We start from the raw sequence: 13,729 nt of genomic DNA, 5'->3' as shown, positions 1-13,729 counted from the left end.
GTTCAGGGTGTATCCTTACCTGGAGGCTTGAAATACCCTCTCCCATCCCGGGAGAGGGAGGGGATCCGCGCCGTCAGGCGTGGGGAGAGGTGGCGCAAGCAACCAGAACCGCATGCTTCCTCGGATCACTCCTCACCCTTCCCTCTCCCGGGGCGGAAGAGGGAGTGATGGCGCCGCCGGTGCGCTCGCCGTCGCCGCTGGCGCTGCTGGCGCCGCTGGCGCCGCCTTCGCGGCGTCCTTCCTTTCATCCTCAAGCACCAGCCGCCAGAGTTCGGTCATGCCGGTGCGGCCGCGCAGGGAGCGGCCGCCCTGGCGGACCAGCGGTGCGGCATCCTTGCCCTTGGCGGCGGTGACGCCGCTGGTCAGCACGATCACCTCGGCTTCGCCCTGGAGTCCGCCCGACAGCTCCTCGATGCGGGCGGCGACGTTCACCGTGTCGCCGACGATGGTGTAGTTGATGCGGCTGTCGGAGCCGATGTTGCCCACCACCACCGGGCCGCTGTGCAGGCCGATGCGGACATGGATCGGTGCCTGTCCGGCGGCGACACGGCGGCGGTTGTCGGCACGGATGGCGTGATGGATGGCCACCGCGGCGCGCAGCGCGCGGACGGCATGGTCCTCCTGCGCCTCCGGCGCGCCCCAGAAGGCCATCAGCGAGTCGCCGATGAACTTGTCCACCGTGCCGCCTTCCGCCTCGATGCAGGCGGCGAGCAGGGTGAAATGCTCGTTCAGCAGGGTGGCGGTGTCGGCGGCGGCCATATGCTCGGCCATGCGCGAGAAGCCGCGGATGTCCGTGAACATCACTGTCACCTCGCGCTGGACGGAATCGAGCCCGCCTTCGGTTTCGCGCTGGCGCATCAGCCGCAGGACCAGCGCCTTCGGCACATAGGTCTCGAACCAGCGCAGGCCGGCGACCATCGCGTTGAAGGCGGTGGCGGCGCGCGCCATCTCGCGCAGGCGGGAATCCGGCAGGTCGGCGATGGTGCGGAATTCGAAGGCGCGGACGCGGTCCGCGGCCTCGGCCAGCCGGGCCACCTGCCGGCTGATCCGCCGGCCGACCAGCAGCGCCACCCCGACCGACACCAGCAGGATGGCGAGGCCGACGGCGCCGGTGATGTAGAGCCTGCGGATCTCGACGCCCATCTCGCCATCGCGATAGCCGATGCCGATGATCCAGTCCTGCTGGCCGTATCCCGCCATGCTGCGGGTCAGAAAGGTGTAGTCGCTGCCCAGCACGCGCACGCTGCGCGCCTCGACCCGCCTCGTCAGCGACTGGACCGGGACGCCGCTGGTCCACAGCGCCGCCAGCGCCGGGTCGTCAACCTGGTCGATCCGCGGCAGCGGCGGCCCATCGAGCTTGCCGGAAAAATCGAAGCTGCGGCCGACCAGGGCCGGGTGGGCCAGCACATGGCTGTGGTCGTACAGCACGAAGGCGTTCAGCCCCTGCTCCACATACAGCACCGACAGGAAGCGCGACAGGTCGCCCAGCGACACGCCGACCGCCACCTGCCCCAGATAGCGGCCATCGCGCCGAACCGGCTGGTACAGGGTGAGGAAGCTGTTCTGCGCCTCCTTCAGCCAGCGCGGGTCGGCCCAGGTCGCGGCGCTGCGGTTGGGGCCGTCCAGGATTTCCGGCGCGATGTCGCTCCCGCCCTGCAGGTCGAAGGGTTCGGCCGTCAGCCCGCCGTTCAGCCGGCCGACGCGCACCCCGGTCAGGTCAGGGCGGATGAAGGCCAGTCCGGTCACGTCCGGCGCGCCGGCCAGCGCCCCGCGCAGCGTGTCGGTCATCGCCGTGCCGTCGGCCGTCTGCAACTCGCCGCGCTCGATCAGCCCGGCGACGAAGCGCGCCATCTCCCGCGCGGGGTCGAGCTGGTGGCGCACCCGCACCTCCACCCCGGCCAGCGCCAGATCGGCCTTGTCGTTCAGCAGGGCGAAGGTGTTGGTGCTGGCGCTCACCAGCCCGAGGATCAGCACGCTGGCGACCGCCGCCAGCATCAGCGACCCGAACCCGGCGACCAGCACCGCGGCGATCGGCAGCCGCAGACGGCGCCGTTTCGCCGGTTCGGGCGCCAGCATCCCCCGCGTCCTGGTGCCCGTACGTTCAGCCGTCCTTCCATCCGCCTTCGCGGCCGGCGCCGGGGCGGGAAGAGGCAACTGTACGCGTGCTGAGGGGCTGTCGGGCATACGGTACAGCCTACCCGCCCGTACGTTCGGGAGCAACCCGGCGGGCTGTATCCTTAAGCGGATTTCATAGGGCCAAGCTGATGTTCGTAGACGTCCTATTCACCGCCCCTACCCGCCATCCTACTCGCCAACAATGACCTTCACCTGCTGCCCGGGCTGCAGCGGCGTGCCGGGGGGCAGGTCGTTGATGATCCGGAACAACTCCTCGGCATAAGGCTCCTGGGGCATGCGGCGGACGAAGCCGGCGACGCTGTCGCCGGGCTGCACCGTCGCCACCTGGACGCGGCGTGGGCGGTAGCGGGCCGCGTCCTGCGCGGTCAACTGATGGAAGCTGTTGGCCGTCGCCTGGAAGTCGGCATCGAAACGAGCCAGGTTTCCGGCGGGCGCCAGGAAGGTGAAGCGGTACATCTTCCCGTCCGGCATGCGGATCGCCACCAGCCGGATGTCGGCGCTCCCGCCCTCCGCCTCGCCGCGGGTGGTGGCGGTGGCGGCCGGCATGCCGCCGATGGTGATGCGCTGCAGGTTGGACAGGTTGGCACCTTTCCCCCACACCCCGGTCAGGAAGGACGCCGGGTCGGAGACGCCGGCCGCCGATCCGCCGTCGAAGGCCATGGCGGCGCCGTTCGGTCCCTTGGCGATCACCTGTTCCGCGCCGTTCAGCAGGGAATAGCCCTGCGGCACGGTGAAGGCGATGCCCAGCTGCGGGTGGGCGAAGGTCCGGTCGCGGACATAGCCGTTCTCCGGGCTGTCGCCATAGACCATGCCGTCGACCGCCGCCAGGTAAGGATCGCGCGGGCGGGCTCCGCCCGCAGGAATGGCGCGGGCGAGGTCGGCGGCGCGTTGCACGCGCTCCTCGGTCGCCGGGTGGCTGGCGAAGAAGTCGAAACCGCCCCCGCCCCTGTTGCCGGAGCGCAGGCCCGCATACTGGCTGTCGCGGCGCAGGGTTTCCAGGAAGGTCGCCATGGCGAAGGGATCGTAGCCGGCGCGGTGCAACGTCTCGACACCGAGCTGGTCGGCCTCCAGCTCCTGTTCGCGCGAATAGCTGGCGACCACCGCGGTGCCGCCCAGCCCGGCCAGCTGCGCCAGCGTGTCGTTGCCGAACACCAGCCCGACCCCGGCGGCGAGGATGCCGGCAATGGTCTGCCGGGTCTGGCGCTGCGCCGAATGACGGGCGGTGATGTGGGCGATCTCATGCGCCAGCACGCCGGCCACCTCCGCCTCGTCCTTCGCCAGGGCCAACAGGCCGCGGGTGACGTAGACATAGCCGCCGGGAACGGCGAAGGCGTTGACCACGTCGCTGTCCAGCACGGTGAAGGTCCAGGGTTCCCCCGCCCGCGCCGTGGTGGAGGCCAGCTTGCGGCCCAACTGCTCGACATAGCCTTGCAGCCGCGCGTCCTTCACCGCCCCGCCGAACTGGGCCAGGATCTTCGGATGCTCCTGCGCGCCAAGTGCCGCCTCGTCGCCGCCGGAGAGGACGCCGCCGGACAGGACATTGTCCAGCAGCCCGGCCGTTGCCGGGGCGGGGGCGGTCAGGGCGGGCGCCGCGACGGCCAGACACAGGGCTGCCAGCGCGGCACGGAACGGCTTGCGGAAGGGGGCATGGATCGGCATACCGGTCAGAACCCCGCCCGGCGGCGGTTGTTCCGCAAAGACGGCGATCTCCATGCGAATTGTCCAGCTCCCGCTTATGGGCCTGCCGGTTCTTCTGCTGGGTTGGATGCTGCTGGCCGGCGTCGCCTCGGCGGAGCCGCTGCGCGTCACCGCGGTGCTCGACGGCGACACGCTGGAACTGGAGGATGGCCGCCGCGTCCGGCTGGCGGGGATCGAAGCCGCCAAGCCGCCGCGCAGCGCGGCTCCCGCCGACGGCCGCGTCTGGCCGCTGGCGGAGGCGGCAACCCGGGCGCTGTCCGATCTGGCGCTCGGCCGCCGCGTCGTCGTGCACGGGCCGGCGCCGGTCGACCGCCATGGCCGGCTGCTCGCCCATCTGGTGCGGGAGGACGGCCTGTGGCTGCAATCGGCCATGCTCGTCCGCGGGCTGGCCCGCGTCCACACCCGCCCAGACGCCCGCGCCTACGCCGCCGAACTGCTGGCCGGCGAGGATGCTGCGCGCAACGCCGGGCGCGGGATGTGGCGCAGCCGGGTCTATGCGGTGCGCGACGCCGGCGACCCCGAGGAGCTTGCCCGCGACCGCGACGGCTTCCAACTGGCGGAAGGGGTGGTGCTGGCCGTTTCCAAGACCGGCGGCGAAGCCTGGCTGGATTTCGGCGCCGACTGGCGCAGCGACCTCACCGTCCATATCGGCCGCGCCGCCATGCGCGAGGTCTCACGCGCCGGCATCGACCCGCTGTCCTTCGAGGGACGGCGCGTGCGCGTGCGCGGCTGGATCACCCTGCGCAACGGCCCGATGATCGAGATCACCCACCCCGAGCAGATCGAGACGCTGGAACGCGAGGCGGTGCGGAATGCGGCGGTGGCGCCGACGCCGGAGGGAGAGGAGGATTGGGAGGAGGACGAGGAGGAGTGAAGGAAGCCTGCGAAGCCGGGCCCCGCATCAGGCCTTCACCGAGCGCGCCGGTTTCCGGTGATGGCTTGGCGTGCAACGATTGAAAGGCGGACAATCAGGACGGCCCCTGACTGACCTTCGGCGAATGACCGTTGCTAACCTTGACCGCGAATGGACTTGTCGCGCCACGCGGGGGGAGCATCGGATGAGTATCAGCGCGAAAATTCTGTGCGCAATTGTTCTGATGGCCGTCTTTCCGATCTGCATGGCGGTCATCCTTGCCTGGAACGCCGTGAGCGATCTCCGGCAGCGCAACCGGACGGAAAGCTCTCTGTCGGCATTCGAGGCGGCCCTGCAGGTCGGCCCCCTGCTGGCGAGCGAACGGGGGCGCTGGGCGGTCGCCTTCGACAGCGAAAAGCCGCTGGACGCCAGCGCGGCCCAGCCGCTGGAGGCCGCCATCGCCGCCAGTGATGCGGCGCTGATCAAGGCTCGCGAGCAGATCGAAGCCGCCGGCCTGGTTCCCACCCCGATCGTCACCGCCGTCAACCAGCTGAAGGCGGCGCGGATAGCCGCCCGGCAGGCGGCGGAGCAGGCCAAGCCGGCCCGGCCGGCGACCATCGCCGCGGCCACCGTCGATGCCATCTCCACGGCCAACCAGAATGTCGGCAAGGCCATCGACGATGCCTACCGCGCCACCATCGTCACCGGCCCCGACCTGTTCGGCCACGTCAATCTGGCACGGCTGGCCCAGGACATGCGCGATGTCGGCGGCACCCGCTCCGCTTCCGTCGGGCTGTTCGTCGGCGGCATGGCCTTCGGGCCGGAGCGGCTGCAGGCGGCGACCGAGATGACCGGCAGGATCGCCGGGCTCTGGCAGATGATGCAGCAGGCGGTGCTCAATCTCGGCAACCCGCCGGAGCTGACCAGGGCGCTGGAGCATGTGCGCACGACGATGATGACGGAGGGCGAACAGCGCTTCCAAAGCGTGATCGACGCCGCGCGCAAGGGCGTGGCGCCGCCGTTGACGCTTTCCGAGTGGCGTCCCTGGGTGACGCCGATGCTGAACAACATCCTGACGATGCGCGATGCCGCCCTGTCGGTGGCGCACGAGTCGAACCGGGAGAGCGTGGCCCAGGCCTGGACCCAACTGATCCTTGCCGCGGCGGTCCTGGCGGCGGTCTGCATCACCTTCGGTATCGTGCTGATCGTGCTGTCGGCCCAGGTCACGCGGCGTCTCGCCTCCCTGACCGCCACCGTCGTGCGGCTGGCCGATGGCGATCTCGGCGTCGATATCGCCTATTCCACGCTGCCGGACGAGATCGGCGCGATGGCACGGGCGATCCAGGTGCTGAAGGAAAGCGCCATCGAACGCGTGCGCCTGGAATCCGAGCAGGAGGCGCAGCGCGCCGCCAGAGAAAAGCGCACGGCAGCCGTCGAACGGATGGTGCAGGGATTCGACCATACGGTGTCGGCCATCCTGACCAGCGTGTCCGGCGCCTCCGCCCAGCTGAGCGAAACCGCCGAATCCATGGCGGCGCTGGCGGAGGAGACCAGCCGTCAGGCCTCCGCCTCCACCTCCGCGGCGGAGCAGACGTCGGTGAACGTGCAGACCGTGGCCTCGGCGACGGAGGAGATGACCGCCTCGATCCGCGAGATCAGCGAGCAGGTCTCCCGCTCCAACGGCGTCGCCGCCCAGGCGGTGCGCGAGGCGCAGGACACCACCGGCTCCGTCCGCAGCCTGGCCGAAGAGGTCGCGCGCATCGGCGAGGTGGTCAAGATGATCCAGGACATCGCCAGCCAGACCAACCTGCTGGCGCTGAACGCGACCATCGAGGCGGCGCGGGCGGGCGAGGCCGGGAAGGGATTCGCGGTGGTCGCCTCGGAGGTGAAGCAGCTGGCCAACCAAACCGCCAAGGCGACCGAGGATATCTCCGCCCAGATCAGCAGCGTGCAGAGCGCCACGCGCGGCACGGTGAACGCCATCGAGGGGATCGGCGGCACCATCGGCACGATGAACGGGATCGCCGCCACCATCGCCGCCGCCATCGAGGAGCAGAGCGCCACCACGGCCGAGATCTCGCGCAACGTCCAGCAGGCGGCCCAGGGCACCGGCGAGGTCAGCGGCAACATCGCACAGGTCCACGAGGCGGCCGCCCAGACCGGCCGGGCGGCGACGCAGGTGCTGGACGCCTCCACCGGCCTGTCGCGTCAGGCGGCGGACCTTCGCCGTGAGGTGGAGACCTTCCTGGTCGGCATCCGTGCCGCCTGACCGTTATCAGCACCTCTCTCACGGCGGCCCTTCTCCCACGGCGGGAGAAGGGCCTGTTCCGGCTTGCGGCCCTACCGATCGTGCAGCGGGGCCATCTGGTCCAGGCGGTGGGCGAAGTCGATGTCGGCCGTGGTCACGGCGTCGACGCTGCGGGTGTAGAGGATCACCTCCACCCGGCCGAGGTCGTTGAACCATTCGGGATGATGGCCGGTCTTCTCGGCCAGCAGGGCGACCTGGTTCATGAACCCCCAGGCGGCCGGAAAATCGGCGAAATGGAAGGTCTTGCGGATGGCGTCGCGTTCCAGGACCTCCGACCAGCCGTGCAGGTCCTTCAGTGCCGTCTGGCGATGCGCGCCGACCAAACGATCGGACATGATGGGCTCCCTTTCTTCCGTTCCTCTTTTTGCCGCCCGCAGCTTCTTGGCGAACGGACGGCGGTCCGCTACCTTCTGCGGCATGATACGGAAACCTTCAGGTCCCCATACGGTTCCGCCCACGGTCGAAGACCTGGAGCGCATGGCCGAAGAAGCGCTTGAAACCATCCCGGCGGAGCTTCTGGCCCCGGTCGGGAACCTCGTCATCCATGTCGAGGATTTTCCCGACGAGGATACCGAGCGGGAGATGGAGCTGGAAAGCCCATTCGACCTGCTGGGGCTGTACCGGGGGGTGGATCTGACGCGGCAAAGCGTCGCCGACCTGCGCGGCGGGCCGGACATGATCTTCCTCTACCGCCGCCCGATCCTGGATTACTGGTGCGAGACGGGCGAGGAACTGCCGGCCATCGTCCGCCATGTCCTGATCCACGAGATCGGCCACCATTTCGGCTTTTCCGACGACGACATGGAGCGGATCGAGACGATGGAATAGGGCAGGGGGGGTAAGGGCAGGCCGTTCAGCCCTCCAGCGCGTCGGCCACACGGCGGCGCAGCGCCGGCACCAATTCCTCCTCGAACCAGGGGTTCCGGTTCAGCCAGGCGGTGTTGCGCCAGCTCGGGTGCGGCAGCGGGATGGTGGCCGGGCCGTAGTCGCGCCAGTTCGCCACCGTCTCCGTCATCGTCGCCTTGCGGCGCTCGCCCAGATAGCGCGCCTGGGCGTATTGCCCGATCAGCAGGGTCAACCGGACGCCCGACAGCACCTTCAGCAGCGGCGGGTGCCACAAGGGCGCGCATTCCGGCCGCGGCGGATAATCGCCGCCCTTCGGCATGGTTCCGGGATAGCACAGCCCCATCGGCACCACGGCGATGCGGGATTCGTCGTAGAAGGCGGTCCGGTCCATGGCCAGCCACTTGCGCAGCCGGTCGCCGGAGGCGTCGTCCCAGGGCGTGCCGCTGGCATGCACCCGCGCGCCGGGAGCCTGCCCGACGATCAGCAGGCGGGCGGTGGAGCTGCCGCGCAGGACCGGGCGGCAGCCATGCGGCAGGACGCCCGCGCACAGCGTGCAGGCGCGCACCGTCGCGAACAGGCGGTCGAGTTCCGGGCCGCCTTCAACGATGTCATCGGACAAGCGTCAGCAAATCCTGAACGAAGGCCGGCACCACCTGGGTCGCCGGGCCGTTGATGGAGCTGTGGAAATAGGACGCGCCTTCCGACGGTTCCAGGTTCAGCTCGACCGTATAGGCGCCGGCCGACCGCGCTTCCGCCACGAAGCCGGCGGCGGGGTAGACATGGCCCGAGGTGCCGATCGACACGAACAGGTCGCATTCCTCCAACGCCCGCTGGATGCGCTCCATCTGGTAGGGCATCTCGCCGAACCAGACCACGTCCGGCCGCATGCCGCCCTTGCGCCCGCAGGTCAGGCAATGGTCGTGCACCGACAGGTCGCCCCGCAGCTCCACCACCGTGCGGCAATGCAGGCAGAAGGCCTTCAGCAACTCGCCATGCATGTGCAGCGGCGCCTTCGACCCGCCGCGCTCGTGCAGGTCGTCGATGTTCTGGGTCACCAGCAGGATATCGCCCTTCCAATGCCGCTCCAGCTCCGCCAGCGCCCGGTGCGCGGCGTTGGGCTGCACCGCCGGGTCGGCGAGGCCGCGGCGGCGGTCGTTGTAGAAGCGGTGGACGAGGTCGGGGTTGCGCGCGAAGCCCTGCGGCGTCGCCACATCCTCCAGATCGACCTGGCTCCAGATGCCGCCGGCGCAGCGGAAGGTATCCAGCCCCGATTCCTTGGAAATCCCGGCCCCGGTCAGGATGACGATCGAGTCGGTCGGACGCAGTCGGTTGGTCAGCGCGGGTGAGGGCATGGGATTCCCTTGATATCTGGCGACGGATTCACGCTTGGAAGCCAGTCCGGTATTACGCGATCCGATCTAACGGTTCGGAAACCGATGATGTGGAAAACTGCTGCGGCGTACGCTCGTCGCGCCCGGAAGTAAAGCCGCTGAAAAGAAAGAAGGGAGATACCGAAGGTGGTCAAGGTCCTGTTCGTCTGCACGGGCAACATCTGCCGCTCGCCGACCGCCGAGGGGGTGTTCCGCCATCTGGCCGGGAGCGCCGGGTTCGGCGGCCGGGTCACCGCCGATTCCGCCGGCACCCACAGCTACCACATCGGCGAGCCCCCCGACCCGCGGACGCAACGCGCGGCGCTGGCCCGCGGCGTCGACCTGTCGGCTCTGCGCGCCCGCAAGGTGGTGACGGCGGATTTCACCCGCTTCGACCATATCCTGGCGATGGATCACGGCCATCTGGCCCAGCTGCGCCGCATCGCCCCGGCCGGCGCCACCGCGGCGCTCCGCCTGTTCCTGGACGATGCGGCGGGGCTTGAGGGGCGCGAGGTTCCCGATCCCTACTATGGCGGCCCCGGCGGCTTCGAAGAGGTTCTGGACCTGTGCGAGGCCGGGTCGCGCGGTCTGCTGGACCGCTTGATGCGCGAAAGCAAGTTTCTGATTCGCGAAAGCATCGGTTAACGTCTCGCGGTGCCCCGGCCGCTTGGTTTATGCTGCCGGCATTAGCCCTTTCGGAGTATCCGTCCGCCATGACCAGCGCAGCCACCGGCACCACCACGCCCGGCGGAATCCTCGACGGCATCGTCCTGTTCGAGGCCTTCTCGCCGGAGGAACGCGCGGCCGTGGCTTCGCGAGGGCGGGTGTTCGATGCACCGGCCGGCACGGTGCTGATGCGTGAGGGGGACGGCGCCGGCTCGCTTTATGTGCTGCTGGACGGAACGGTGCGGGTGGTGCGCAACGACCAGTTCGGCGGTCAGGTGGAGGTCGGATTCCGCCGCGCCGGCGACTGTTTCGGCGAGATGGCGCTGATCGACGGCGGCGCCCGCTCCGCCTCGGTGATCGCCGCCACGCCGGTGACGGTGTTCGAGTTGGAGCGCGATCTTTTCCTGGCGCTGATCTCCCCCTCGCCCGATCTGCTGGCGAAGCTGCTGCGCGAACTCAGCCGGATGATCCGCGAGGTGTCGGAACGGGTGGTGCGCGAGGATCTGGAACGCCGCACCCGCATCGCCGAATCGGCATTGGCCCGCCAGCGCGCCATCACCCAGGCGGTGACCGGGCTGGCGCACGAGTTGAACACGCCGCTCGGCGTCTGCGTCACCACCGCCAGCCACCTGCAGGAGCTGGCCCGTGCCGGCAACGGCCCGCTCGCGACCGAGGAACTGCGGGAGCCGGCCGCCCTGCTCGATGCCAATCTCGCGCGCGCGGTGGATCTGGTGGAGGCGTTTTCCGCCATCGCCGCCTGCCAGAACGCCGAACCGCTGGAGGCGCTGGACCTGCGCCAGACCGTGGCCGACGTCGCGGCGCTGTTCGCCGTCCAGCACCCCGGCCTGCCGCTGGAGCTGCGGGTGATGCCGGGCGCTCCCTGCCCGTGGCTCGGCTGCACCCAACCGTTGGAGCGGGTGCTCCACCACCTGTTCGCCAACGCCGCCGCCCATGGCTATGCCGACGGTCCCGGCACCGTCGAGGTGTCGGTCGCGCCGGCGACGCTGGATGCGGTCCCGGCCTGGAACCTGGTCGTCAGCGACCGCGGCGCCGGCATCCCGGCGGAGCATATGCCGATCCTGACCGATCCCTTCTTCACCACCGCCCGCGGCCGCGGCCACAAGGGGTTGGGTCTCGCCGTCGTCTTCAACACGGTGACCGGCCCGCTCGGCGGCCGGATCCTCTTCGACAGCACGCCGGGGGCCGGCACCACGGTGACGATCACCCTGCCGCAGGAGCTGTGAGGGCGGAGCCGGCCGCCTTCTCCTACCCGTGCAGGGCGAGCCCCTTCACCGTCTTGTCGACCGTCTTCTTCGGACCGCGCAGGGCCAGCCCGACCAGATCGGGGGCGGCCGGATCCTCGGCCCGGAAAGCGGCGCGGTTGGCGGCATCATGCCCCGTGGCGAACATGGCGGCGACGTAGGGCACCAGTGTCAGCCCCCGTTCCAAGGCGCCGTCGCGGACGGCCCGCAGCCGGTCGCCATCGGCGGCGAAGATCAGGATCGGCTGGCCGAGCATCCGGCCATAGTGGCGGCCGGCACCGTCGACATAGGGTTCGCCCAGCGCTTCGGGGGCCGCGGCGGCGATGCCGGTGGCCAGGAAGGCGGCGACGTTCAGCTTCCGCCACACCGGCAGATCGGCGCGGATGACCAGCGCGACCTTGGTGTCGAAGCGGACGGGTGCGTCGGGGGCGGCGGTTTCGGTCATCGGGCCATTGGGCATCGGGCCATTGGGCATCCGGGTGTCGGGCATGGCGGGTCTCCTTCGCCCATCCAGATGCCGGATGATCGCGTCTCAGTCTGGAACGTTCGTGCACAGATCGCGATAGGCGGCGGGCGTCATGCCGTAGGCGCGGCGGAACCAGCGGCCGAGATGGCTCTGGTCGGCGAATCCGACCTCCGCCGCGACCAGGGCCGGCGCCTCGCCCTCCGCCAGCCGGCGCCGGGCGGCGCGCAGGCGCAGCCGGACCAGATAGGCATGCGGCGACAGGCCGAAGGCGGTGCGGAAGGCGCGGTTCAGGCGGAAGCGGTCGACGCCGGCGGCGGCCGACAGCTCGTCCAGCCCGACATCCTCGGCCATCCGGGCGTGCAGCAGGTCCCGCACCAGGGCGGCGGCGCGGTCGGGGCGCAGGCGTTGGCGGTCCGGCGGCGGGGCGAGATGGCGGGCCAGCCTCTCCGCCAGACGGTCCACCGACAGGTCGCGGGCAAGCCGCCCCTCCCCGCGGTGCAGCGCCAGGAAGGCGGACAGGATCGTCGCGGCGAGTCCGGGATCGTCGGCCAGCGTGTCGCGGAAGCCCAAACAGCCTGCGGCGCGCGGCATCAAGCCCTTCAAGGCGTCGGTGCGCGCGGTCAGCAGCGGCACCGGCAGGTAGAGCATGGCGTAGGTGAAGCCGTCCTCTGCGGGGCTGTGGCCGTCATGGGCCTCGCCCGGTTCGATCAGGATGACGCGGCCGGGAGTGCTGGTGTGCAGCCGCCGCCGGCAGCGGAAGGCCTGCACCCCCTGTTCGGTGACGCCGACCAGCAGCTCGTCATGATCGTGCAGGTCATAGGCATGGCCGCGGAAATGGGCGCGGATCGTCTCGATGCCGGTCTCCGCGTCGCGGCGGACCGTCACCCAATCCTTGTCGCCGCCCGCCCTTTCCGCCATGCGGCACCTCCATCGCCGGATCGCCGGTCAGTAGATCAGCTCGTTCTCGCCGCTGCCCTCGGCCAGCACCAGCTCGCCGCGGGCGGCGAGATCCTTGGCCAGCTGGACCATGTACATCTGCGCCTCGTCCACGTCGCGGACGCGGACTGGGCCCATGGCGGCCATGTCCTCGCGCAGGATCTTGGCGGCGCGCTCGGACATGTTGGAGAAGAACAGATCCTTCAGCGACTCCGACGCGCCCTTCAGCGCGGTGCCCAGCTTCTGCTTGTCCACCGTCCGCAGCATCGTCTGGACGCCGCCGGGGTCGAGCTTGGACAGATCCTCGAAGGTGAACATCAGCGACTTGATGCGCTCGGCGCTGTCGCGGTTGCGCTCCTCCAGCGCGGCCATGAAGCGGTGCTCGGTGGTGCGGTCCAGCCCGTTGAAGATCTCCGCCAGCATCTCGTGGCTGTCGCGCCGGCTGGTGCGGGCGAGGTTGGTCATGAACTCGGTGCGCAGCGTGCGCTCCACGTCGTCCAGAACCTCCTTCTGCACCGCCTCCATGCGCAGCATGCGCATGATGACCTCCATCGCGAAGCTTTCCGGCAGCTGCGCCAGCACCCGGCCGGCATGGTCGGAGCGGATCTTGGACAACACCACCGCGACGGTCTGCGGGTACTCGTTCTTCAGATAGTTGGACAGCACCGACTCGTTGACGTTGGCCAGCTTGTCCCACATGGTGCGGCCGGCCGGACCGCGGATTTCCTCCATGATCTGGTCGACCTTGTCCTTCGGCAGGGTCTTCAGCAGCAGCCGTTCGGTCGAATCGAAGGAACCGACCAGCGAGCCGGTGGCCGACATCTGCTCGGCGAATTCGACGAACAGGCGTTCGATCAGGTTGGCCGACACGGTGCCCAGGTTGGCCATCACCTGGGACAGCTCCTTGATCTCCTCGTCGTCCATCAGCGCGAACAGCCTGGACGCGTGCTCCTCGCCCAGCGCGAGCATCATGATGGCGGCCTTTTCCGGGCCGGTGAGGGTCCGGTAGTCCTCGCGAACCTTCAACGCCATCTGTCCGCCTCCGCCACTCCGCCCACCTCGCGCCGGGAGCGGGCGGTTCATTCTTACACGTCAGGTTTCCTATTCTTCCGTTCTAATACGATCCGTTTGGGCATTCCATCCCTTCAGGGAAAAAGGGCGAGGACAAATTCAGTCGGCTCCCCACCC

Annotated in this window: 13 protein-coding genes; 5 read left to right on the top strand and 8 right to left on the bottom strand. The window is 69.7% G+C overall.

All coding sequences use genetic code 11. The features are described 5' to 3' along the window. Positions 1-132 precede the first annotated feature (132 nt). Positions 133-2,076 (bottom strand): adenylate/guanylate cyclase domain-containing protein, encoded by a 1,944-nt coding sequence (locus DM194_RS11180; RefSeq protein ID WP_246024199.1) that lies wholly within the window; start codon positions 2,074-2,076, stop codon positions 133-135. 228 nt (positions 2,077-2,304) lie between these two features. Continuing rightward, entirely contained in the window at positions 2,305-3,849 is a 1,545-nt protein-coding gene (locus tag DM194_RS11175) for a M48 family metalloprotease (RefSeq protein ID WP_111067382.1), read from the bottom strand. On the opposite strand from DM194_RS11175, the gene DM194_RS11170 reads away from it, so the two are divergent. Beyond that, positions 3,848-4,708 (top strand): thermonuclease family protein, encoded by an 861-nt coding sequence (locus DM194_RS11170; RefSeq protein WP_246024198.1) that lies wholly within the window; start codon positions 3,848-3,850, stop codon positions 4,706-4,708. The two genes, DM194_RS11175 and DM194_RS11170, sit on opposite strands and share 2 nt — an antisense overlap. 223 nt (positions 4,709-4,931) lie before the next feature. After that, on the top strand, positions 4,932-6,956 hold the full coding sequence (locus DM194_RS11165) for a methyl-accepting chemotaxis protein (RefSeq protein ID WP_246024197.1): 2,025 nt from the start codon (positions 4,932-4,934) through the stop codon (positions 6,954-6,956). 71 nt (positions 6,957-7,027) lie between these two features. Here DM194_RS11165 and DM194_RS11160 read toward each other — a convergent pair whose 3' ends face one another. Then, on the bottom strand, positions 7,028-7,330 hold the full coding sequence (locus DM194_RS11160; protein ID WP_111067930.1) for a 4a-hydroxytetrahydrobiopterin dehydratase: 303 nt from the start codon (positions 7,328-7,330) through the stop codon (positions 7,028-7,030). A 142-nt stretch (positions 7,331-7,472) separates the two neighbouring features. Here DM194_RS11160 and DM194_RS11155 point away from each other — a divergent pair, with 142 nt between their 5' ends. Further along, a complete protein-coding gene (locus DM194_RS11155) occupies positions 7,473-7,823 on the top strand; it encodes a metallopeptidase family protein (protein WP_014249055.1) in 351 nt (116 codons plus the stop codon). A 25-nt stretch (positions 7,824-7,848) separates the two neighbouring features. On the opposite strand, the gene DM194_RS11150 is transcribed toward DM194_RS11155, so the two are convergent. Beyond that, positions 7,849-8,460: a uracil-DNA glycosylase family protein gene (locus tag DM194_RS11150; protein WP_111067380.1), complete on the bottom strand. Its 612-nt coding sequence runs from the start codon at positions 8,458-8,460 to the stop codon at positions 7,849-7,851. Then, the gene (cobB, locus tag DM194_RS11145) at positions 8,450-9,193 is read right to left on the bottom strand and encodes a Sir2 family NAD+-dependent deacetylase (protein ID WP_111067379.1); all 744 of its coding nucleotides are present in this window, start codon (positions 9,191-9,193) and stop codon (positions 8,450-8,452) included. Before cobB ends, DM194_RS11150 begins: the two co-directional genes overlap by 11 nt. A gap of 165 nt (positions 9,194-9,358) precedes the next feature. On the opposite strand from cobB, the gene DM194_RS11140 reads away from it, so the two are divergent. Then, on the top strand, positions 9,359-9,856 hold the full coding sequence (locus DM194_RS11140) for a low molecular weight protein-tyrosine-phosphatase (protein ID WP_111067378.1): 498 nt from the start codon (positions 9,359-9,361) through the stop codon (positions 9,854-9,856). A gap of 68 nt (positions 9,857-9,924) precedes the next feature. Beyond that, positions 9,925-11,121 carry a sensor histidine kinase gene (locus DM194_RS11135; RefSeq protein ID WP_111067377.1) on the top strand — a complete coding sequence of 399 codons (1,197 nt, stop codon included), beginning with the start codon at positions 9,925-9,927 and terminating at the stop codon, positions 11,119-11,121. Positions 11,122-11,143: 22 nt separating this feature from the next. Here the strand turns inward: DM194_RS11135 and DM194_RS11130 are convergent, their stop codons facing one another. From DM194_RS11130 to fliG, 3 genes are read right to left on the bottom strand one after another with little or no spacing between them, the layout of a single operon-like run. Next, positions 11,144-11,629, bottom strand: a complete 486-nt coding sequence (locus tag DM194_RS11130) for a DUF2000 domain-containing protein (protein ID WP_246024196.1) — start codon at positions 11,627-11,629, stop codon at positions 11,144-11,146. A gap of 42 nt (positions 11,630-11,671) precedes the next feature. Next, the gene (locus DM194_RS11125; RefSeq protein WP_111067376.1) at positions 11,672-12,523 is read right to left on the bottom strand and encodes an AraC family transcriptional regulator; all 852 of its coding nucleotides are present in this window, start codon (positions 12,521-12,523) and stop codon (positions 11,672-11,674) included. Between the two features lie 27 nt (positions 12,524-12,550). Beyond that, positions 12,551-13,573, bottom strand: a complete 1,023-nt coding sequence (gene fliG, locus DM194_RS11120; RefSeq protein WP_111067375.1) for a flagellar motor switch protein FliG — start codon at positions 13,571-13,573, stop codon at positions 12,551-12,553. Positions 13,574-13,729 lie beyond the last annotated feature (156 nt).

The organism is Azospirillum ramasamyi, from assembly GCF_003233655.1.
GTDB lineage: Bacteria > Pseudomonadota > Alphaproteobacteria > Azospirillales > Azospirillaceae > Azospirillum > Azospirillum ramasamyi.
This window is presented reverse-complemented; position numbering and strand designations above follow the sequence as displayed.

Bases quoted from the DNA above. Each gene is read 5' to 3' on its own strand.
- fliG (WP_111067375.1), bottom strand. From the start codon at position 13,573: ATGGCGTTGAAGGTTCGCGAGGACTACCGGACCCTCACCGGCCCGGAA.
- DM194_RS11125 (WP_111067376.1), bottom strand. From the start codon at position 12,523: ATGGCGGAAAGGGCGGGCGGCGACAAGGATTGGGTGACGGTCCGCCGC.
- DM194_RS11170 (WP_246024198.1), top strand. From the start codon at position 3,848: ATGCGAATTGTCCAGCTCCCGCTTATGGGCCTGCCGGTTCTTCTGCTG.
- DM194_RS11165 (WP_246024197.1), top strand. From the start codon at position 4,932: ATGGCCGTCTTTCCGATCTGCATGGCGGTCATCCTTGCCTGGAACGCC.
- DM194_RS11135 (WP_111067377.1), top strand. From the start codon at position 9,925: ATGACCAGCGCAGCCACCGGCACCACCACGCCCGGCGGAATCCTCGAC.
- DM194_RS11155 (WP_014249055.1), top strand. From the start codon at position 7,473: ATGGCCGAAGAAGCGCTTGAAACCATCCCGGCGGAGCTTCTGGCCCCG.
- DM194_RS11180 (WP_246024199.1), bottom strand. From the start codon at position 2,076: ATGCTGGCGCCCGAACCGGCGAAACGGCGCCGTCTGCGGCTGCCGATC.
- DM194_RS11175 (WP_111067382.1), bottom strand. From the start codon at position 3,849: ATGGAGATCGCCGTCTTTGCGGAACAACCGCCGCCGGGCGGGGTTCTG.
- cobB (WP_111067379.1), bottom strand. From the start codon at position 9,193: ATGCCCTCACCCGCGCTGACCAACCGACTGCGTCCGACCGACTCGATC.
- DM194_RS11160 (WP_111067930.1), bottom strand. From the start codon at position 7,330: ATGTCCGATCGTTTGGTCGGCGCGCATCGCCAGACGGCACTGAAGGAC.
- DM194_RS11130 (WP_246024196.1), bottom strand. From the start codon at position 11,629: ATGCCCGACACCCGGATGCCCAATGGCCCGATGCCCAATGGCCCGATG.